The sequence below is a fragment of the Geomonas diazotrophica genome (assembly GCF_019063885.1).
In the GTDB taxonomy this organism is placed as follows: Bacteria; Desulfobacterota; Desulfuromonadia; order Geobacterales; family Geobacteraceae; genus Geomonas; species Geomonas diazotrophica.
Genome location: NZ_CP077684.1, coordinates 4,090,304 through 4,109,852, shown reverse-complemented (window position 1 = coordinate 4,109,852; position 19,549 = coordinate 4,090,304). Strand labels below are relative to the sequence as shown.

At 62.8% G+C, this 19,549-nt stretch carries 18 protein-coding genes; 14 read left to right on the top strand and 4 right to left on the bottom strand.

The window, feature by feature from the left end; translation table 11 throughout:
* The first annotated feature begins 15 nt into the window (after window positions 1-15).
* The gene (locus tag KP003_RS18120; RefSeq protein ID WP_217300067.1) at window positions 16-3,570 is read left to right on the top strand and encodes a DUF748 domain-containing protein; all 3,555 of its coding nucleotides are present in this window, start codon (window positions 16-18) and stop codon (window positions 3,568-3,570) included.
* A gap of 67 nt (window positions 3,571-3,637) precedes the next feature.
* On the top strand, window positions 3,638-4,312 hold the full coding sequence (locus tag KP003_RS18115) for a DUF1318 domain-containing protein (RefSeq protein WP_216499787.1): 675 nt from the start codon (window positions 3,638-3,640) through the stop codon (window positions 4,310-4,312).
* A 438-nt stretch (window positions 4,313-4,750) separates the two neighbouring features.
* On the opposite strand, the gene KP003_RS18110 is transcribed toward KP003_RS18115, so the two are convergent.
* Window positions 4,751-5,224 (bottom strand): hypothetical protein, encoded by a 474-nt coding sequence (locus tag KP003_RS18110; protein WP_216499786.1) that lies wholly within the window; start codon window positions 5,222-5,224, stop codon window positions 4,751-4,753.
* 184 nt (window positions 5,225-5,408) lie between these two features.
* A complete protein-coding gene (gene radC, locus KP003_RS18105) occupies window positions 5,409-6,104 on the bottom strand; it encodes a RadC family protein (RefSeq protein ID WP_217300066.1) in 696 nt (231 codons plus the stop codon).
* Between the two features lie 230 nt (window positions 6,105-6,334).
* Between radC and KP003_RS18100 the strand changes: the two genes are divergently transcribed.
* Window positions 6,335-6,952 (top strand): DUF47 domain-containing protein, encoded by a 618-nt coding sequence (locus tag KP003_RS18100; protein WP_199390205.1) that lies wholly within the window; start codon window positions 6,335-6,337, stop codon window positions 6,950-6,952.
* A complete protein-coding gene (locus tag KP003_RS18095) occupies window positions 6,945-7,946 on the top strand; it encodes an inorganic phosphate transporter (RefSeq protein WP_216499784.1) in 1,002 nt (333 codons plus the stop codon). The genes KP003_RS18100 and KP003_RS18095 overlap by 8 nt, the downstream gene beginning before the upstream one ends.
* Before the next feature lie 70 nt (window positions 7,947-8,016).
* Here the strand turns inward: KP003_RS18095 and KP003_RS18090 are convergent, their stop codons facing one another.
* Window positions 8,017-8,502, bottom strand: a complete 486-nt coding sequence (locus tag KP003_RS18090) for a DUF2062 domain-containing protein (protein ID WP_216499783.1) — start codon at window positions 8,500-8,502, stop codon at window positions 8,017-8,019.
* Between the two features lie 148 nt (window positions 8,503-8,650).
* Between KP003_RS18090 and proB the strand changes: the two genes are divergently transcribed.
* The 9 genes from proB (at window position 8,651) to KP003_RS18045 (ending at window position 16,759) form a co-directional block, all read left to right on the top strand.
* Complete coding sequence (gene proB / locus KP003_RS18085; protein WP_216499782.1) at window positions 8,651-9,772, top strand: glutamate 5-kinase; 1,122 nt, start codon at window positions 8,651-8,653, stop codon at window positions 9,770-9,772.
* 140 nt (window positions 9,773-9,912) lie between these two features.
* Complete coding sequence (locus tag KP003_RS18080; protein ID WP_216789504.1) at window positions 9,913-11,169, top strand: glutamate-5-semialdehyde dehydrogenase; 1,257 nt, start codon at window positions 9,913-9,915, stop codon at window positions 11,167-11,169.
* A gap of 139 nt (window positions 11,170-11,308) precedes the next feature.
* Window positions 11,309-11,959 (top strand): nicotinate-nucleotide adenylyltransferase, encoded by a 651-nt coding sequence (nadD, locus tag KP003_RS18075; RefSeq protein WP_216499780.1) that lies wholly within the window; start codon window positions 11,309-11,311, stop codon window positions 11,957-11,959.
* A complete protein-coding gene (gene rsfS / locus KP003_RS18070; RefSeq protein WP_216499779.1) occupies window positions 11,949-12,338 on the top strand; it encodes a ribosome silencing factor in 390 nt (129 codons plus the stop codon). The genes nadD and rsfS overlap by 11 nt, the downstream gene beginning before the upstream one ends.
* Window positions 12,335-12,799 carry a 23S rRNA (pseudouridine(1915)-N(3))-methyltransferase RlmH gene (locus KP003_RS18065; protein WP_216499778.1) on the top strand — a complete coding sequence of 155 codons (465 nt, stop codon included), beginning with the start codon at window positions 12,335-12,337 and terminating at the stop codon, window positions 12,797-12,799. Before rsfS ends, KP003_RS18065 begins: the two co-directional genes overlap by 4 nt.
* 84 nt (window positions 12,800-12,883) lie before the next feature.
* Complete coding sequence (gene gpmI, locus KP003_RS18060) at window positions 12,884-14,422, top strand: 2,3-bisphosphoglycerate-independent phosphoglycerate mutase (protein ID WP_216789502.1); 1,539 nt, start codon at window positions 12,884-12,886, stop codon at window positions 14,420-14,422.
* A gap of 66 nt (window positions 14,423-14,488) precedes the next feature.
* The gene (locus tag KP003_RS18055; RefSeq protein WP_216499776.1) at window positions 14,489-15,151 is read left to right on the top strand and encodes a flavodoxin family protein; all 663 of its coding nucleotides are present in this window, start codon (window positions 14,489-14,491) and stop codon (window positions 15,149-15,151) included.
* A 168-nt stretch (window positions 15,152-15,319) separates the two neighbouring features.
* Complete coding sequence (locus KP003_RS18050) at window positions 15,320-15,973, top strand: lactate utilization protein (protein WP_216789499.1); 654 nt, start codon at window positions 15,320-15,322, stop codon at window positions 15,971-15,973.
* Between the two features lie 48 nt (window positions 15,974-16,021).
* The gene (locus KP003_RS18045) at window positions 16,022-16,759 is read left to right on the top strand and encodes a ComFC family protein (RefSeq protein ID WP_216499774.1); all 738 of its coding nucleotides are present in this window, start codon (window positions 16,022-16,024) and stop codon (window positions 16,757-16,759) included.
* A 17-nt stretch (window positions 16,760-16,776) separates the two neighbouring features.
* Here the strand turns inward: KP003_RS18045 and KP003_RS18040 are convergent, their stop codons facing one another.
* Window positions 16,777-17,373 carry a DUF2845 domain-containing protein gene (locus tag KP003_RS18040; RefSeq protein WP_217300065.1) on the bottom strand — a complete coding sequence of 199 codons (597 nt, stop codon included), beginning with the start codon at window positions 17,371-17,373 and terminating at the stop codon, window positions 16,777-16,779.
* Between the two features lie 625 nt (window positions 17,374-17,998).
* Here KP003_RS18040 and KP003_RS18035 point away from each other — a divergent pair.
* Window positions 17,999-19,492, top strand: a complete 1,494-nt coding sequence (locus KP003_RS18035; protein WP_216789495.1) for a hypothetical protein — start codon at window positions 17,999-18,001, stop codon at window positions 19,490-19,492.
* Window positions 19,493-19,549: the final 57 nt, after the last annotated feature.

The window sequence follows — 19,549 nt, the reverse complement described above, 5'->3', positions numbered from 1 at the left end:
ACAGGAAGGGGACAGATGAAAGTGGTCGGCGACAGAAACTCAATCCCGGAGGGACCGGTCAGGATGCTGGCATTTGTCGCCGCCGGCCTTTTCGGCGTGTGCCTGCTCGTCTTCGTGCTCCTGCAGTTGTACCTCGCTACGCCGCTCCCCGCACGCCAGCTCTCCCGTTATGTCACCTCGTCGCTCCAGCAGGAATTCACCGTGCAGGGCGTCTCCCTTTCGGGCGGCACGCTCGTGCTGCGTGGGGTCAGGCTGCACAACCCGAAAGGGTTCGCCGGTCCTGACCTGATCGCAGCGGAGTCGGCCGCCGTGAAGCCGCAGTGGCTCGGCCTTTTGCGTGGAAAGCGACGCTTCGACCTCATCTCCATCGAACAGGGCAGCGTCAACCTGCTGAAAAACGGCGCCGGGGCCTGGAATTTCAGCGACCTGCAACGCAGGCTCGCCGCCAGGAAACCCGAAAAGCCCGCTCCCGAAACGGTAATCGTCAAGCTCCTGGTACAAAACGGGGCGCTGACGGTCCAGGGAGAAGGGGTGCGCGGCCTCGACCTTAAGCTCTACAACCTGACCAGCGGAGGCTCACGGAACGCCCAGGTCGAGCTCGTCTTCGAAGATGCGGCGCGCAACCGCTACCAGTTGCAGGGGACCGCGAGACCGGGTGCCCAGGCCGCAGTGGACCTCACCCTCAGCGCGCCGACCCTTTCGCTGCAGAGGGTGGCAACCCTGCTGAAACTGAAGAACCCGCGGCCGCTGGAAAAGGCGCGCGGATCCCTCACGGTGAACGCAGTGCTCGCCAAGGGGGAATTGCGCAGCTCGGGTTCCTTCCGGTTCAGGGATGTGCTGCTGCCAGTGGCCGAGGGAAGCTACCCCATCGCGGGGACGCTGCAGTTCAACGGCTCCTACAGTATCGCGCAGGACCGGGCCGACCTGAACGACGCGACCCTGGAGATCGACAAGGTCGCGCAACTGCACGCGGAAGGCAGCCTGAGCGGGTTGAGGCAAGAGCGGCGCTTTGCCCTGCTCTTTGGGGTGGACCGGGTCGACCTCGCCCTGCTGAACGTGCTTTTGACCGAAGAGTCCCGGCGCGGCCTGTTGCTCGGGGGAGAATTGCGCTGCGAATCCCTGCGGTTGGAGGGATCCGGTAGGGGCGGCCTGGAAAGCGCCGCCGGGGTCCTGCTGCTCCGGAACGGGTCGGTGGCGCGGAAGGGGGAGCTGCTGATAGCAGGGCTCTCAGGGAAGGGAGCCCTCTCCAGGAAGGGCGCGGGCGTTGCCGCCATCGGCATGCTTTCCGCCGCCCAAGGGGAGGGAAAGGCGGTCGTCGAGGCCCTCCGTCTCCCCTTCGACGTCACCCTTTCTTCGCACTTGAAGCCGGTGATGGCGCAAAGCGGCGGGTTCAGCGCCCGGGTCTTCGGGATTCCGCTGGACGGCCACCTCTCCTACGACCTGCGACGTCCGGAGCCGCTGACGGCCTCGCTGATGCTGTCCCGGGCGAAGCTCGTCTCCCTCAACCCGTTCCTGAAACGCCACGACCTGCAGGCCAGCTCCGGCAGTGCATCGGGGACCGTGGAATTCACCGGGAAGAGCGCGCAGGACCTGAAGCTGTCGGGTCGGATCGCGTTTGCCGACGTCGCGGGGAAGCGGGGCCAGGAGCCGGTTGCCGTCAAGGAGGGGATGGTGACCGTGGAATTGCGGCAGCAGGGAGGCCACCGTCACGCGTCCGGCGAGGCCCGCTTGGCCGGGATGACCCTCGGCTTCCGGGCCGGGGATGCCCGCTTCGGCTACCGCGTCGAGGATGAGAAGGTCAGCCTGGAAGGGGTACAGGGACGGCTGGGAGAGACCAGGGTGGTCGCCACCCGGATAGCGGGCCGCCTGCCACCTCCCGGAACCAGGGCCGGGCGCGTTCCGTTGGTTCTGGAGCTCGAAGCGGGGGCGTTACGGCAGGGCGACCTGGAACTTTCGGGGCTGTCGGGGCGGGCCCAGGGGAGTGTGGTCACGGCTGGAGCGGAAAAATGGCTGGAGGGGACCGCGACTCTTTCCTCCCGCGCCGTCACCATGAGGGGACGCGCCGCCGGGGCTGCCCTGCTGCAGGCGAACTTCACCAAGGGGGGCGGCCGCGCGGAGCTGGAGGGGAGGTTCCTGGGGGGGAAGCTGTCCGCAGATGCCACATTCCGTCCCTTTGCTCCCGGGGCAAGCGTCGCTTTCAAGGTCGCGCTGCAGGATGGTGATGCGGCCCAGATGGCTTCCTTCCTTCCCAAAACCGCCACCATCCGCCCCACCGACGGGCACTTGGACCTGCGGAGCTCCGGGACCTACTCGGGGAAGGGGGGGGTGGAGTGCCGCTTCGAGACCAAGGGGCGCGGGCTGGCCCTCGCCAAAAACGGGAGGAGCGCACTCTCCGGAGCCTCCCTGTTCCTCTCCGGGAGCTATGCGGCAGGGGGCCTTTCCGTCGGCGAAGGGCTGTTCTCACCGGGAAAAGGAGTCGCGCTGCGGGCGCGGGGGCAGGTGGCCGACGCCTTCTCGCCCAAGCGTCGCGGCACCATCAGCTTTTCGCTCCCCGACACCCCCGCCGATGTCCTGGCTGACGCCATCGTGAACCTGATGCCCACGGCGCTCCAGGAGGCGGCGCTCAAAGGGGTGCTCTCTGCAAACGGAAAGCTGGAGTTTCGGGATGGTCGGCAACTCCTGGAAGGGGGGATCGATATACATGGGGGCAGTATCGAATCGGCGCCCCAGAAGCTGGCCGTGACCGGCATCGACGGCAGGATACCCGTTTCCCTGGACCTCTCCGGGAAGAGCACCCCGCAGCCCAAGGAAACCAGGGATTTCAGCAGGGCGAACTATCCGCGCGTGCTCGGCCAACTGCGCACCCTCCCGGCGGCTGGTGAGCAGCTGGCGGTGGCAAGAACCGTTTTCGGCACCCTGGAACTGGGGAGACTCACCGTCCAACTGCGCGCCTCACAGGGGCTCATGGAGATCGCCCCGTTGCGCACCACCCTTTATGACGGAGCCATCGTCGGGACCGGGTACCTGGCCGTCAGGGAGAAACCGACCTACCGTGCCGATCTGCTGGTGAACGGGCTGAGCCTGAAGCAGCTTTGCCGCAGCATCCCCAGCCTCCAGGGGTACATCTCTGGGCGGGTGGATGGCGTGATCAGCTTCAGGGGCGTGGGAGGCGGCGTCGCGGGGACGACCGGGTTCGTCGACCTCTGGGCACGCGAGGGTGGAGGCGAGAAGATGCTGGTCAGCAAGGAATTTCTGCAGCGCCTGGCCAAGCAGAAGTTGAGCGGCTTTTTCCTCGGGCGGGATCGCGACTACGACGAGGCGGAGATCAAGGCGACCCTGCAGGAGGGGGACCTGACCTTCAACACCCTGAAGATCGTCAATACCAACTTCTTCGGGGTGAAGGACCTGAACGTGAACATCGCCCCGACGCAAAACCGCATAGCCCTCGACCATCTCCTGGAGTCGATCAAGGAGGCAGCTGTGCGTGGCAAGCCCGCGGCGGGTGCGCCGTCCCAGGAGAAGGCGCCGGCAAAACCGGAGGTGGTGCCCGAGTTCAAGTGGGAAGAGTGATCCTGCTGTGCTATATTCGTGAAGTGCCATGCGTGGAGCAGACCAACGAATCCAACGGGGGTGTCCCATGAAACGAAAACTGATCAAGTTGCTGCTGGCCCTTGCCTGTGTCTCCCTCGCCGCCTGCGCGGTGATCACGGTCAACGTCTACTTCCCCGAGAAGGCTGCCAAGGAGGCCTACAAGTCGCTGGACGACATGCTCTTGAAAAGCGGCGAAAAGCCGGCCAGCCCGACTCCTCCGCCGGGCCTGCCGCCGGCCGCGCCTCAGGACAAACCGCAGAGTCGGCTTTTTGACAAACTGCCCGACCTCTCCCTGGTCGCCACCGCGTACGCTGCGGATACCGATGCCGATGCGGAGGCCCTGGCGGTCGAGCTTTCCAGCATGCCGGAGGTCCTGAAGGCCTACGACGACATGAGCAAGCGGCTTCCGAGGCTGAACGCCCTTTTCGCCAGCGGGGCGGTAGGGCTGTCGAAACAGGGGCTGGTGGTAGTGCCTCCCTCTGCCAAGGGGAAACTCGGACCGCAGGATGAAGCCCTGCTGGCCGCCGAGAACCAGAGCCGCAAGACGGTGGTGCTCAGCATGGCGAAGGCGATTCTGAAGCTGCAGAAGCAAAAGGAGAGCAAGGAGGCGCTCAACCTGGTCATGGTGAAAGCGGCGGCCACCTATGCCGACACCAAGAGGGAAGCGGCGCAGCCGGGGTGGTGGATGCAGTTGCAAAACGACCGGTGGGTGCAGAAGTAGCCGGGAGAAATGGCTGGAAGGAGAGGCCACGGCGGAAGCGCCGTGGCCTTTTTTCTGTCGTGGCAGCACCTAAGATGTGGAAGCGGTGACGCCTCCCTTCGGGTTTTTTGACAGCTGTGCAAAAGTTGAACTGCTGTTCAAATCGTGAAAGCGGCCGAAATTACTTGGTTCTGTCCGGAAAGATGCCGTGTAGTTCTTGGACCTGTTCAACCGCTGGATACGAGGCCCGTTTCCACCTGGGCGAGAGGGTTTCATTAAAGGCTAGTGGAAACGGCTAGTTGCATGTTTTTCGGCATGAAGTCGGTTTTGGCACCGCTTTTGTAATAGATAAAGACAAAGCGGCACGACAAATGCCGCTTAGCCGAAAAAACCCAACTTTTGCGCCGATGATGGAGCCCTCCTTTTCCACTCGGCGCTTTTTTTTGTCCGCGTCCCGTCTCAGGCGAGGAGCAGTCTCCCCAGGGACGCCTTTGCCGCCGACCCGGAGACATCCGGCATGATCTCGAGTTCCAGCGCGGTCACCCCGTCCAGGTCCACCCGGTACTCCTCCTGCTCGGTGGTGGTGCCGGGGGGGGCGAAGGTGAACTGCTGGCGCACGATTTCCCGGAAGCTGCGGCCATGGTGCTGAGCGTAGCGCAGCACGAACTCCTGGGTCCTTGCCACTTCCACCTCGTTGATCAAGAGGTAGATCCGCTTCACGTCCTGCGGAGCGTCGAACAGCAGACGGATCAACTGTGGACCCGGCTCCGCCGCGCGCCATCCCGGTGCGCCCACCGGCTGCAGGGCCGACTCGATCGGCTGAGAAGGATCTTCCGAGGTCAGTTCCACGTGGGCGATGCTGTCGAGGTCCAACCACTCCGCGATGCTTTCATGGGAGTGCTGAGCCTGGCTCTTCACGATGGTTTTGCGCATCTGGCTCTCCTGTTCCGCCGGGCGGTGTTTCACCGGTTGATCCGGGCGGGGGGTAAAGGTGAAGTCTTCAAGCGGTAACGCGGCAGCCCGCCAGGCAATCAGCGCCGCTTCCGGTACGGCGTCGAGCAGGTAAGCGGGCGCTGTGGGCGACGGTCGGTCGCTTTCACGGCTCCTCCGGCGGCAGTTAGAGCTGACCGTGGTCCGCGAAACTGTAAAATTCGTTCTCGCCGATGATGATGTGGTCCAGCACCCTGATTCCCATGAGCTGCCCGGCGTCGCGGAGCCGGCGCGTCACCTCGAGGTCCTCCGGGCTGGGAGCCGGGTCGCCGGTGGGGTGGTTGTGCAAGAGGATCATGGCCGCAGCGGACTGGCGCACCGCGGCGTTGAAGACCTCCCGTGGATGCACGATGCTCTGGTTCAGCGACCCCTCGGAGATGAGGGCGCGGGTGATGATCCGGTTCTTGCCGTCCAAAAGCAGGGCCATGAACTGCTCGGTGTGCCGGTCCCTGAACTCGTGGTTCAAATGCTCGAACACCTGGGAGGCGGAGGTGAAGCGCTCGAAGGACTCGATGGGGCGCCCCTCCTTCTCCCGGATGCGCCGGGACAGATCGAGCGCGGCCAGGATGCAGGTCGCCTTCGCCGGGCCGATCCCCTTCACCTGCTGGATCTCCCGGTACGAGGCGTCGGCGAGGGCGCGCAACGACTTGAACTGGAGCATCAGCTCCCGGCCGAGGTCCAAGGCGCTGCGGCCGCTGGCCGCATTGCCGCTGCCCAGGATGAGCGCCAGCAGCTCCGCCTCGGAGAGCGCCGAGGCGCCTCGTTGCATCAGCTTCTCGCGCGGACGTTCCGCTTCCGGCCAGCACTTGATTCCGCCGCTCATGAGCCGCTCCCGGTGGTGGGGGTCATTGGGCCAAAAAAGTTAAAGGTAAATAATACACAAGGGAGGCGGATTCGCCAGAGCGGAAACGGGATGGCAAGGTAAACATCATCCCCCTAATTAGTTTAACCGCATTACGTATTTCATTGTTTTATATTTGCCCGGGATATGGTATATCTCCCCAGTTTGCAACTAGATACCGGCCTTCAAGGCCGGGACTTTGGAGGGACTAAATGTTTGGGTTGATGCCAAAAGATGAAAAGTTTTTCGCCATGTTCAGGGAAATGTCCCACAACATTATCGAGGGGGCCCAGCTCCTGAAGGACATGCTGGACAACTTTGACGACCCTGTGGCCAGCCAGCGCAAGATAAAGGACGTCGAGCACAAGGGCGACACTATCACCCACGATATCATCAAGAAGCTGAACAAGAGCTTCATCACCCCTTTCGATCGCGAGGACATCTACGCCCTCTCCGCGGCGCTGGACGACATCCTCGACCTGATCGACGCCTCGGCGCAGCGCTTCGTCATGTACAACGTGCAGAAGCCGACGCCGGAATCGAAGGAACTCGCCTTCCTGATCCTGAAATCCTGCCAGACCATCGACAAGACCGTCGCGGTCCTGGGTGGCAAGCTCGAGCCGATCAGCGCCTACTGCATCGAGGTGAACGCCCTGGAGAACGAGGCGGACCGCGTCTGCCGCGAGGCGATCAGCCGTCTGTTCGCCGAGGAGAAGGACCCGATCCAGCTGATCAAGTGGAAAGAGATCTACGAGACGCTGGAGACCGCAACCGACAAGTGCGAGGATGCCGCGAACATCCTGGAAAGCGTGGTGGTTAAAAATGCCTGAGGTCACACTGGTCCTGCTGGTGGCCGTCATCGGCGCGGCCCTGCTGTTCGACTACATCAACGGCTTCCACGATACCGCGAACGCCATCGCCACCTGCGTCTCCACCCGCGCGCTCACCGTCAGGACGGCGATCTTCATGGCCGCCGGCCTGAACTTCCTGGGCGCGATGATCTCGACCAAGGTCGCGGCGACCATCGGCAAGGGGATCGTCGACGCCAACAACATCACCCAGATGGTGGTGCTGGCCGGTATCCTGGGCGCCATCATCTGGAACCTGATCACCTGGTATTACGGCCTTCCCTCTTCCTCCTCGCACGCCATCATCGGCGGCCTGGTGGGATCGGTGGTGGCCCACGCCGGCAGCGGAGCGCTGCACTGGGCCGGTCTCAAGAAGATCATTACCGTGCTGGTCGTTTCTCCGATAGTCGGGGCCTTCTTCGGCTTCATGTTCATGGTCGGCATGATGTGGGCTTTCAGGAACAAGGCGCCCTACAACCTGAACAAGGTGTTCCGCAAGCTGCAGATCCTTTCCGCCGCGGTCATGGCTTTCTCCCACGGCACGGCTGATGCCCAGAAGTCGATGGGTGTCATCACCATGGCGCTGGTCAGCTACGGCTCCCTCGCCACCTTCGAGGTTCCCAACTGGGTCAAGATGTCCTGCGCCATCGCCATGGGGCTTGGCACCGCCGCCGGCGGCTGGAGGATCATCAAGACGGTCGGCCATGACTTCGTGAAACTGCAGCCGGTACACGGCTTCTGCGTTGAGACCGCATCGGCCGGCGTCATCCTGGGCGCTTCGGCTATGGGTCTTCCCACCAGCACCACCCACGTGATCACCTCTGCCATCCTCGGGGTCGGCCTGACCAAGAGGATCTCGGCGGTAAACTGGGGCGTCGCCTACCGCATCGTCACCGCATGGGTGATCACCATCCCGGCATCGGGCTTCGTAGGTTTTGTGAGCTACATGGTGTTGTCGCCATTCCTGGGCAAATAACCGGGGGGGAGACATCGTGAAGAGAGGTCGGGGGCGGTCTGCGGACTGCTCCCGATTTTTTTTGGGGGGGCTACTCCAGCTCTTCGCCCACCTCGGTCATCTCCTTGGCGAGCTCGGCCTGGGCGGCGTCCTTGGCGCGGAAGCGGACGACGAGGTAGTAGCAGAGGAAGTAGGCGATGATAGCGGCGAAGAAACCGAGGATCGAGGAGCCGAGGATCAGGGACTTGGCGTAGCGCTCCAGGTTGTGCCACTCAAGCCCGCCCGAGATGGGGAGGTCCTTGATGGGGCGTCCACGCAAGAAGGCGCCGAGCTTGTAGCTCACCCCGAGGATGGGGACCACGGTGATCGGGGTGTTGACCCAGGCCCCGGTGATGCAGGTCAGTTTGTTGAGTCTCAGGAGAAAAGCTGCTGCGATGGCGAGGGGAGTGTGGAGGCCGAAGAACGGGGTGAAGCTTATGAAGACGCCGACTGCGAATCCGGCGGCGATGTGCCCTGGATGGCTGTCCAGCGACAGGATGCTGTAGATTCTTTTTTTCCAGTGCTCTTTGTTCAGCAACAGTCACCTCGAAATAGGGGCTCAGTCTAAAGTCCACACCCGGCTTTGTCAATGAGTTTGAGCCCTCCCGGTTCTTAAGAAAATTGCCACGGGTAGGGAAACGTGTTAGTATCCTTGCCTTTACTAAACATTATCGGCGGAATGCGGCATGCGTAAAGAACTGCTCAAGAAGGTAAAGAGAATCGTGGTGAAGATCGGCTCCGGCGTCCTGACCTGTGAGGATAACGGCATCGACCCGGCTTTCCTGGACGGGCTCGCCTCGCAGATCGCCGGGCTGCGCGCGAAGGGGGTCGAGGTGGTCGTGGTCTCCTCCGGGGCCGTGGCTGCCGGTCGCCAGGCGCTCGGCCTGCCGGACCGGCCGCGGACCCTGCCGCAGAAGCAGGCGGCCGCCGCGATCGGCCAGTCGCGCCTGATGCGGGCCTACGAGGAAGCATTCTCCGACTACGATCTCAAGGTGGCCCAGATCCTCCTGACCCGCGACGACCTCGCCAACCGGCGCCGTTTCCAGAACGCCCGCGGCACGCTCGACACGCTGCTCTCCTGCGGCATCGTCCCGGTCATCAACGAGAACGACACCGTCGTGGTCGACGAGCTGAAGTTCGGGGACAACGACAACCTTTCCGCCCTGGTCACCAACCTGGTCGAGGCGCAGTTGCTGCTGATCATGACCGACATCGACGGCCTCTACACCGCCGACCCGCGCACCGACCCGGGTGCCACCCTGATCCACCAGGTGGGCGCGGTGACCCGCGAGATGGAGCGCGGCGCCGGGGGGAGCGGAACCAACGTCGGCACCGGCGGCATGGCGACCAAGCTTGCCGCGGCCAAGAAGGTGGTCAAGTCCGGCGTCGCCGCGATCATCTTCGCCGGCAAAGGGGAGGGGAACCTCGCCCGGGTCATGAACGGGGAACTGCTCGGGACCCTGTTCCTGCCGGCCGGAGAGTCGCTGAACCGGCGCAAGCACTGGATCGCTTTCACCATAAAGCCCGCGGGGAGCCTCGTGGTGGACGCCGGCGCGCGCGGCGCGCTTGCCACCCATGGCAAGAGCCTGCTCCCCTCGGGGATCGCCAAGGTGGAGGGGCGTTTCGACCGCGGGGCCTGCGTCAGGGTCGTGGACCCGGAGGGGGTCGAGTTCGCGCGTGGCATAGTGGACTACTCCAGCCAGGAGATCGAGAAGATCAGCCGCCACAAGAGTGCCGAGATCGAGCAGATCCTCGGTTTCCGCTACGGTGACGACGTCATTCACCGGGATAATCTCGTTCTGTTATAAAAACACGTTTAACAGGGATAAAAGGGATACAGGGGATAAAACCCAAAGAATGAATTACGGGTTCTCAGTCGTCTTGCCGCTTTATCCCTTTTATCCCTTTTATCCCTGTTAATTGCCTTAGGGGTTTTACGGAGGTACACATGTCAGTTGCCGAACAGATCCGCACCATAGCTGCCGAGGCCCGGCAGGCTTCCTTCGCAATGGCGAAACTCTCCTCCGCCGTCAAGAACGAGCTTCTGCTGGACATGGCGCAGGGGCTGGTCAACAACGCCGAGGAGATCATCGCAGAGAACAAGAAGGACCTGGAGGCCGGCAAGGAGCGGGGGCTTTCCTCGGCGATGCTGGACCGCCTCATGCTGAACGAGGCGCGCATCAAGGGTATGGCCGACGCCATCCGCGAGGTCGCCGCGCTCCCCGACCCGGTGGGCGAGGTGACCGGCATGTGGAAGCGCCCCAATGACCTCATGGTCGGCAAGATGCGCATCCCGCTGGGCGTCATCGGCATCATCTACGAGTCCCGCCCCAACGTCACTTCCGACGCTGCCGTACTCTGCCTGAAGAGCGGCAACGCCGTGGTGCTGCGCGGCGGCTCCGAGGCGATCCACTCCAACCTGGCCATTGCCACCGTCCTCAAGGACGAACTGGCCAAGCGCAACATCCCGGCTGCGGCACTCTCCCTGATCCCGTTCACCGAACGCGAGGGGGTCACCGAGATGCTCAAGCAGGAAGAGTTCATCGACGTGATCATCCCCAGGGGGGGCGAGAGCCTGATCCGCTTCGTGGTGGAGAACTCGAAGATCCCGGTCATCAAGCACTACAAGGGGGTCTGCCACATCTTCGTGGACGTCTCCGCCGACTTCGAGATGGCGCGCGAGATCATCATCAACGCCAAGGTGCAGCGCCCCGGCGTCTGCAACGCCCTGGAGACGCTGCTGATCCACAAGGACATCGCGGAGAGCTTCGTCCCCTTCATCTACCAGGCGCTCGTCGCTCAGAAGGTGGAGCTGCGCGGCGACGAGACCTTCCGCCGCTTCGCCCCGCAGGCAGCGCCCGCCACCGAGGACGACTGGTACGCGGAATACCTGGAGCTTATCCTCGCCGCACGCGTGGTGGACGGGCTGGATGCCGCCATCGACCATATCAACCGCTACTGCTCGCTGCACACCGAGTCGATCATCACCGGCGACTACGGCAACGCGCAGCGCTTCATCCGCGAGGTGAACTCCGGCGTGGTCATGGTGAACGCGTCGACCCGGTTCTCGGACGGCAACCAGCTGGGGCTGGGCGCCGAGATCGGCATCTCGACCACCAAGCTGCACTCCTTCGGCCCGATGGGGCTCACCGACCTCACCACGACCAAGTTCATCGTGTACGGGTCGGGACAGGTAAGGCCTTAAAAGCGTTCGACGCAAAGTCGCAAACCCGCGACGGCGCAAAGAGAACCAAAGGAAGTTATCTTTAAATCCTTGCGCCTCTGCGCCTGGGCGACTTTGCGTTAAGGATTTGGTCTTCGTTCACACCGGAGCCGGGACAATAATGAAAACGGGGATTCTGGGGGGGACCTTCAACCCCATCCATAACGCGCACCTGCGCATCGCCGAGGAGGCGCGCGACCTGTTCCAACTGGACCGGGTCGTCTTCATCCCGGCTGCCACGCCGCCGCACAAGCCGCAGGTGGGGGAGCTCTCCTTCGCCAGCCGCCTGGAGATGGTGCGTCTGGCGGTCGCCGGAAACCCCTGCTTCGAGGTCTCGGACATGGAGGCGGTGCGCGGAGGACGCTCCTACTCGGTGGATACGCTGCGCCAGTTGCATGCCGAGCGTCCGGAGGACGAGCTCTTCTTCATCGTGGGGGCCGACTCGTTCAACGACATCTCCACCTGGCACCAGTACGAGGCCATCTTCACCCTGTGCAACATCGTCAGCGTGCAGCGTCCCGGTTCCACCATCGCCAGTCTCGCCCAGGCCCTCCCTGTTGCCATAAGTGGGGAGTTCTGCTATGATTCGGCGGCTAAACGCCTGAACCACAGTTCGGGCCACTGTGTCTACGCGCTGGACGGGGTGCTGCTCGATATCTCGTCAAGCCATATCCGGCAGCTGGTTAAAGCCGGCCGTTCGATCAGGTATCTCCTTCCCGAGGCCGTCGAACACTACATAAAGGAACAAGGGTTATACGTTGATGCAAGATAAAGAAGTAATGATACCGGCCGTTGAACGCGCCGTGAAGTGTGCGGCTTTCGCCCTGGACAAGAAGGCGCTCGACGTCAAGGTGCTCGAAATCAAGAACATCTCCAGCATCGCCGACTACCTGGTGCTCGCCACCGGGCGCTCCGATCGCCAGGTGCAGGCCATGGCCGACTCGGTCAAGCAGGGGCTCAAGCCGATCGACATGGCCATCGACACCGAGGGGTACGACGAGGGGCGCTGGGTCGTGGTCGACTTCGGCGACGTGATCGTGCACCTGTTCCAGGAGGAGGTGCGCAAGATCTACAACCTGGACGAGCTCTGGAGCCGGGCTCCCCAGATCGAGATCCCCGAGGAATACCTCTGGGAGCATAAAGAGAAATGAGACTGAAGCTCCTTTGGGTCGGCAAGACCCAGGAGAGCTGGGTCCGCACCGGCATCGAAGAGTACGCGGGGAGAGTGAGGCGGTACGCACCGCTGGAGATCCTCGAGGCCCGCGAGGAAAAGGGGGCGCAGGCCGCCACCATGCGGGAGCGGGAATGCGAGCGCCTCGCGAAGCTGATCCCCAAGGGGGGGAAGCTGGTGCTCCTGGACGAGAGAGGGGAGCAGATGAGCTCCCCGGAACTCGCCTCCTTCCTGTCCAAAAACCGCGACCAGGGGACCCAGGACCTGGTCTTCGCCATCGGCGGGGCCTACGGCTTCACCGACAGTTTCCGGGCCCAGGCTTTCAAGACCGTATCGCTCTCCCGAATGACGCTCACCCACCAGATGGTGAGGGTCTTCCTGCTGGAGCAGATCTACCGCGGCTTCACCATCATTAATGGTGAGCCGTATCATCATGAGTAAGGGTAACTGCTTTTTTTAAAGGTGAAGACGTTCTGCTTCACCTTTTTTAATTGGATCTAATAACTCTAATGAGGGAGAAATGCCATGCCTAAAAAGCCTCTGCTCTTGATGATCCTCGATGGCTGGGGGATCAACCCCGAACAGGAAGCCAACGCCGTCGCCCAGGCAAAGACGCCCAACATGAACCGGCTCTCCGCCGAGTACCCCTCCGGCCAGATCGACGGCTCCGGCCTCGCGGTCGGCCTTCCCTCCGGCCAGATGGGCAACTCCGAGGTTGGTCACACCAACATAGGCGCCGGTCGCGTGGTCTACCAGGACCTGACCAGGATCAGCAAGTCGATCGATGACGGCGATTTCTTCACCAATACCGCGCTGCTCGACTGCATGGCCAAGGCGAAGGCGGGAAGCGGCAGGCTGCACCTGGCAGGTCTTCTCTCCGACGGCGGCGTCCACTCACACGATACCCACCTCTACGCGCTGATCGAGATGGCCAAGCGGGAGGGAGTTTCAGAGGTGTTCGTGCACTGCCTCATGGACGGCCGCGACACCCCGCCGCAGAGCGGCGCCGACTACCTTGAGCGCCTGGAAGGTGAAATCGCCCGGCTCGGCTTCGGCAAGATCGCCACGGTGATCGGCCGCTACTACGCCATGGACCGCGACAACCGTTGGGACCGCGTAGAAAAGGCCTACCGCGCCATGGTTCTGGGCGAAGGGAACCCCTTCGCGAGCTCGGAAGCCGCCATCAAGCAGAGCTATGCCGACGGTGTGACCGATGAATTTGTCCTGCCGAGCGTGATCATGGCCGGGGGTGTCCCGGTGGGTCGAGTCTCTGACGGCGACGGCTTCATCTTCTTCAACTTCCGCTCCGACCGTGCCCGCGAGATCACCCGCGCCTTCACCGATCCGCAGTTCAACGGCTTCCCGCGCGAGATCTGGCCCAAGCTTGCCTCCTACGTCTGCATGACCTCTTACGACGAAACCTTCGGGCTTCCCATCGCCTTCGGTCCCGAGGACCTGGTCAACATCTTCCCCGAAGTGATCAGCAACGCGGGCCTCACCCAGCTGAGGATAGCGGAGACCGAGAAGTACGCCCACGTCACCTTCTTCTTCAACGGCGGCAGGGAGGAGGCGTTCCCGGGTGAAGACCGCGCCCTGATCCCGTCTCCCAAGGAGGTCGCCACCTACGACCAGAAGCCGGAGATGAGCGCCTACCCGGTCACCGAGGAACTCATGAAGCGGCTGGACGAGGACAGGTACGACGTCATCATCCTCAACTTCGCCAATGCCGACATGGTCGGCCATACCGGCATCTTCTCGGCCGCGGTGAAGGCGGTGGAGGCTGTGGACGAATGCGTGGGCAAGCTGGTGGAGAAGGTACGAGCGAAAGGCGGCATCACCATCATCACCGCCGACCACGGCAACGCCGAGATGATGCAGGACGAGCAGGGGGGACCGCACACGGCGCACACCTGCGACATGGCGCCGGTGGTGCTGGTGGACGACACCAGGAAGGGTGTCAAGCTGAGGACCGGTGTCCTCGCCGACTTGGCCCCCACCATGCTGGAGCTGCTCGGGCTGCCGCAGCCGCCGGAGATGACCGGGAAGAGTTTGCTGGCCGGTTAGCTTGGACGCGCTTGTTTCCCGTCCGACGTGTCCGACTGGTCCGACTGAAAAGAAAGGAGAGACCCCATGAAGATTGTTGCAATTAACGGCAGCCCCCGCGGCATGAACGGCACCACGGGACGCCTTTTGGAAGAGGTGCTGGCGGGAGCGGTGCAGGCGGGCGCCGACATCGAGATCGTCTCGCTTTCCGAGACGCCGATTAAGCCGTGCCTTGCCTGCGACGCCTGCCACAAGGTGGGCATCTGCCCGGTGAAGGACGAGTACGAAACCATCAAGGACAAGCTGCTGGCCGCCGACGCTTTCATCCTCGCGACCCCCAACTACCTTTTGAGCATCACGGCCCAGTTGAAGGCATTCCTGGACCGCTGCAACGGCCTCATTCACCTCACCGCGCTGGAAGGGAAGTACTCGGCGCTGGTCGAAACCTCCGGCGGTGGCGGCGACGAAGAACCGCTGGAATACATGCAGCGCATCGTCAACGCCATGGGAGCCCAGAACGTCGGGAGCATCGGCTCCCCCGGTGCGGGGCCTCGCCAGTTCCCGGACCAGGAGGCGCTGTTCCAGAAGGCCCGCGCCCTGGGCAAGGACCTTTGCGACAGCGTGCGGGAGAAGCGTTCCTTCCCGGAGCAGGATCCGTTCCGCCTCGGGTTCAAGGAGCGCATGAGCCATCTGATCGGCTTCATGGGCGAGTGTTGGCCTTACGAGAAAGAGTACCTGGCGCAAAGGTAGTCGGGGCCCTCACCCCTCCCCCTCTCCCATAGGTGAGGGAGAAATGATGCCTTCTCCCTCCGGGGGAAGGTGCCCCGCAGGGGCGGATGAGGGATGCACCGTTGCTGGGAAAAAATGGCAGGGCTGGAGCGTTTAGCCGGACGCAGTCAATTGTTAAACGGAGGCTGTATGAGCAACACTGAAGAGTTGAACGACTGGGCCTATGCCCACAAATGCCAAAAAGCGGTGGAGAACCTGAAGAAGAACGGCTTCGACGCCCTCTACTGTCATGACGGCGAAGAGGTGTTCCACTACATCGTGAACGAGGCGACGGAGGCTCACAGCGTCGGCTTCGGCGGCTCTCTTTCGATCGCGGACCTGAAACTTTCCGACAAGCTGAAGGGGATGGGGAAGGAGATCTTGAACCATGGGCTCCCCGGTCTTTCTCCCGAGGAGAAGCTGGCCATCACCAGGCGGCAGCTTACCTGCGACCTTTTTCTGACCGGGAGCAACGCGGTCACCCTCTCCGGCGTCCTGGTCAACATCGACGGCAACGGCAACCGTGCCGCGGCGATGTTCTTCGGTCCGCAGAAGGTGATCGTGGTGGTGGGGCGGAACAAGCTGGTGGACGGCAGCATCGACGACGCCGTGCAGCGCATCAGGACCTACGCTTCGCCGCCCAACGCCAAGAGGCTGAACCTCTCCACCCCGTGCACCACCACCGGCTTCTGCTCCGACTGCAACTCTCCGCAGCGCATCTGCCGTGTGACCACCATCATCGAGAAGAAGCCGAGGAACACCGACATCAAGGTCCTGGTCGTCAACGAGGACATGGGGCTTTAGACGTAGAACGTCGAACATAGAACGTAGAACGGATTTTATGGGGTTGCCATGTTCTTGCGCCCTCTGCTCGATCTGCTGTTCCCCCCTTTGTGCCACGCCTGCAAGGGGGCCATACCCGTTGCCGGGGCGGACAGCGTTCCGCCCCGGCCACTCATCTGCGCCGGTTGCCTCGGCAAAATATCCTTCCTGGAATCCCCCTTGTGCACCCTCTGCGGGGCCCCCTTTGCCACGGACCGCGGCAGCGACCATCTCTGCGGTGCCTGTCTTGCCCATCCCCCTTTCCATACCTGCCGCTCTGCGGCCGTCCTGGAAGGTCCGCTCCAGGACCTTATCCATCGTTTCAAGTACGGCGGTAAGATGCACCTGGCGGATCCCTTAGGGGTGCTGACCTTTCAAAGGGTGGAACAGTTCCTCAGGCAGGCCGGGGCGGACTGCGTCGTACCGGTGCCGCTGCATCGCAAAAGGCTCAGGCAGCGCGGCTACAACCAGTCGCAGCTCCTCGCCGAGGTGCTCGGGAAGAAGCTAAAGGTGCCGCAAGTGGTGGGGAACCTGCGCCGGTTACGCTGGACCGAGCCGCAGACGGGACTGGATGCCGGAGACAGGGTTACCAATGTGAAAGATGCCTTCGGGGTGGGGGAGCCAAAAGCGCTGGCCGGAAAGCGCGTGCTCCTGGTGGACGACGTCTTCACCACGGGGAGCACGCTGGGGGCCTGTGTCGATGCTTTACGCGAAGCGGAGGTCGCCGCGGTGGCGGCGGTTACGGTCGCGCGCGGGATCCCTCACTAGCCAACCTCGCACAGTTGCTATTTGCCGAACTCACGCGGGCGGATCTCCGCGGTCACCCCATTTTCAAAGCGCAGCGTGTAACCGGGCAGATCCGGGCCGTAACGATAGGTCCATTCCTCGATGGCGACCGAGGTCCGTCGTGTCACCTCTCCCTCCACGGACACCACTGCCTTGTCGCCGCGCTTTTCGCGGGCCAGGGGCTCCCCGCACTTCAGGTAGGCATCGACCATGGTGTCGCCCAAGGCCAGCCCCTCGCCGTTGCGGCATTCCGGCATCATCGGGTCGCGCATGCTGCCGTAGCCCAGGTTGCGCAACTCGGCCAGTTTCCCGTTCAAGAAAATCAGGCTCACCATGAATTCCTGCGGCCCGGTATCGAAAACCCAGTGGTCATAGGACGTGGCGCTCCGTATTTTCTTCTTCCCCTCCAACAGCTCCTCCCAAAGGTCGCGGTGCTCCTTCAAGGTCGGCTGAGGGCAGATCGCGGCAACTTCCGCCAGAGTCTGCCCGATAACGACCTCCTCGTTGCAGGCGGCAGCGCCGGCCGTCGCGGCAAACAACAAAGAAATCGCTGCAATCCCTACAGCCCAAACTCCCCACCTTGCGGTACTGCCCATCATGTACTCCTTTTCCACGTTCGTGACCATCTGCAGGGAATGGGAACATCCCGCTTTCGCCCTCGTAAATAGCACAACAGGTGCGAAACGGCCAGCAGCAATGCTCGTACCAAGAGGGGGCGCGGGGCAGTGCACCTCCGGGTGCCTGGGGGCAACGAGGCGGGGACTGGGGGTGCCCGGGGGGAGGGAAAACTCGCCTGCCGGTTGGGTGAATTGGCCTCTTCCCGGTGCGATAGAGGGTGTTTTTGTGATTTCGATCACGGGATGGGGGCCTTGCCTTCGGCAGAATTTTGGGCTAACTGACACAGTTTTTGGGTGTAATACCTTATAAACATAGGGCGTTGTCCTCTGGGTAAAATAACACTGGTTGGGTGTGGGGTATTGTGGGTTGGGTATTTTGCCCCTTTTTTGCGTCCAAACCTTATGTGATCGCTCGTGTACTTCTAATGAGTTAGTGGTCTTCTGACCACTGGCATGTTCCCTGCTATTAAGAGCGCCGTTCGCATACCGGGTGCGGACAACAGAAGCAACCGGTTTCGGCGGGTGAGGTACCCACCCCAGTCGGACCGGGAGGTTGACCCCAGAGAGAAAAATGGTTCACATCACAAAGGAGGTAACACAAGGCATGAAATTGAGAAAACTTGTACCCGCGCTGGCCCTTACCGCAGCGGCCCTCACCGCTGTCGTCGCTCCGGCATTTGCCGGCAGGACCGGGGCTCCGAGCTCCTACAAGGTGGTCGCGTGGAATGATCTTGGTATGCATTGCGCCTGCCCGACCTTCGCCGGATTCCTGCTCCTCCCCCCGTTCAACACGGTCAGGGCCCAGGTCCTGGGGTACGGCAGCAACGACCCCGTCATCATCGATTCGACCAACGCAGCTACATACGGCGTTACCGTCAGCTACGCGATGGCTGACAACACCGAGTCCACCCTGCAGGCCGACCCCTACTTCCAGCAGTGGATCACCTACGCGCCGAAACTGTTCCCGGGCTTCGCCCCGGTCTCCGGCGGCAAGGTGCAGGGTCTCGCCGGCAACGGCATCTCCGGCAACATGACCTACGACAGCACCCTGAAGGACTGGACCGCAGTAGGCATCCCGGCCTACCCGCTGGTCGACGCGAATACCGCGAAGAACATCATGACCGACCCGCTGGGCGGCGCGAACCGCAACCCGTACCCGATGACCAACGTGTACGTGAAGAACAGCACCGGCACCATCCTGGCCCAGACCAGCACCGTGACCCCGGTGGCGTTCGGCGGCTGCTGCTCCTGCCACCTCTCGCTTGCTTCCGCCAACGGCTACCCGGCTACCGCTGCCGGTTCCTTCGCCTACCTCGGCAAGATGCACGGCCAGAACTCCAGCAAAATCGACTTCAACTACCTTGACCCGACCGGCGACGGCACTTCCGGCCCGATCCGCTGCTCCTGGTGCCACTGGGATCCGGCGATGGGCGAGAGCGCAGCACCCGGCCTTGCCAACGTATGGCCGAACTATGTGATCATGGCTGGCGCCACCTTCACCAGGGCGGACATCAAGGTTTCCCAGTACTCCTTCTCCGACGTGCTGCACCGCTTCCACAGCCAGAGCACCAAGGTACTCACCCAGTACGACGCGAACGTTGCCACCAACTGCTACGACTGCCACCCGGGCAACAACGTCAACTGCTACCGCGGTTCCCACAAGGCTAAGACCGCCCTCTGGTGCGTCGACTGCCACGGCAACCTGAACCAGCGCACCGCTGCCGGCCAGCTCGCACAGCCGTGGAAAGCTTCCACCCTGCCGTCCTGCACCGCGGCAAGCGCAGGCGCCAACCCGGCCTTCGCCTGCCACGCCAACAACACCGTGAACGGCACCGTGTACCCGACCAGCCCGACCCTGTTCGGCAAGTTCATCAACGGCCGCGGTCACAAAGGTAGCATCAAGTGCCAGACCTGCCACGGCTCCGCACATGCCGAGGCTCCGTCGACCATGACCCTGGACAACACCCAGCTGTCCACCCTGCAGGGTAGCACCAGCTACAGCTTCCCGGCAGGCAAGGACAAAACCTACGCACTCGGCGTCTGCGTCTACTGCCACCCGACCAAGACCTCGACCTGGGGCGTACCGCCGCACCTCTAATGTAATGTAACTTGCAGTGCTTCCGGGGGGGAGTGATCCTCCCCCCCCTTTCCCAAA

What these genes read in the sequence shown, in the direction of transcription:
- KP003_RS18120 (WP_217300067.1), top strand. Translation starts at nt 16, where the DNA reads ATGAAAGTGGTCGGCGACAGAAACTCAATCCCGGAGGGACCGGTCAGG.
- KP003_RS18115 (WP_216499787.1), top strand. Translation starts at nt 3,638, where the DNA reads ATGAAACGAAAACTGATCAAGTTGCTGCTGGCCCTTGCCTGTGTCTCC.
- KP003_RS18110 (WP_216499786.1), bottom strand. Translation starts at nt 5,224, where the DNA reads ATGCGCAAAACCATCGTGAAGAGCCAGGCTCAGCACTCCCATGAAAGC.
- radC (WP_217300066.1), bottom strand. Translation starts at nt 6,104, where the DNA reads ATGAGCGGCGGAATCAAGTGCTGGCCGGAAGCGGAACGTCCGCGCGAG.
- KP003_RS18100 (WP_199390205.1), top strand. Translation starts at nt 6,335, where the DNA reads ATGTTTGGGTTGATGCCAAAAGATGAAAAGTTTTTCGCCATGTTCAGG.
- KP003_RS18095 (WP_216499784.1), top strand. Translation starts at nt 6,945, where the DNA reads ATGCCTGAGGTCACACTGGTCCTGCTGGTGGCCGTCATCGGCGCGGCC.
- proB (WP_216499782.1), top strand. Translation starts at nt 8,651, where the DNA reads ATGCGTAAAGAACTGCTCAAGAAGGTAAAGAGAATCGTGGTGAAGATC.
- KP003_RS18080 (WP_216789504.1), top strand. Translation starts at nt 9,913, where the DNA reads ATGTCAGTTGCCGAACAGATCCGCACCATAGCTGCCGAGGCCCGGCAG.
- nadD (WP_216499780.1), top strand. Translation starts at nt 11,309, where the DNA reads ATGAAAACGGGGATTCTGGGGGGGACCTTCAACCCCATCCATAACGCG.
- rsfS (WP_216499779.1), top strand. Translation starts at nt 11,949, where the DNA reads ATGCAAGATAAAGAAGTAATGATACCGGCCGTTGAACGCGCCGTGAAG.
- KP003_RS18065 (WP_216499778.1), top strand. Translation starts at nt 12,335, where the DNA reads ATGAGACTGAAGCTCCTTTGGGTCGGCAAGACCCAGGAGAGCTGGGTC.
- gpmI (WP_216789502.1), top strand. Translation starts at nt 12,884, where the DNA reads ATGCCTAAAAAGCCTCTGCTCTTGATGATCCTCGATGGCTGGGGGATC.
- KP003_RS18055 (WP_216499776.1), top strand. Translation starts at nt 14,489, where the DNA reads ATGAAGATTGTTGCAATTAACGGCAGCCCCCGCGGCATGAACGGCACC.
- KP003_RS18050 (WP_216789499.1), top strand. Translation starts at nt 15,320, where the DNA reads ATGAGCAACACTGAAGAGTTGAACGACTGGGCCTATGCCCACAAATGC.
- KP003_RS18045 (WP_216499774.1), top strand. Translation starts at nt 16,022, where the DNA reads ATGTTCTTGCGCCCTCTGCTCGATCTGCTGTTCCCCCCTTTGTGCCAC.
- KP003_RS18040 (WP_217300065.1), bottom strand. Translation starts at nt 17,373, where the DNA reads ATGGGCAGTACCGCAAGGTGGGGAGTTTGGGCTGTAGGGATTGCAGCG.
- KP003_RS18035 (WP_216789495.1), top strand. Translation starts at nt 17,999, where the DNA reads ATGAAATTGAGAAAACTTGTACCCGCGCTGGCCCTTACCGCAGCGGCC.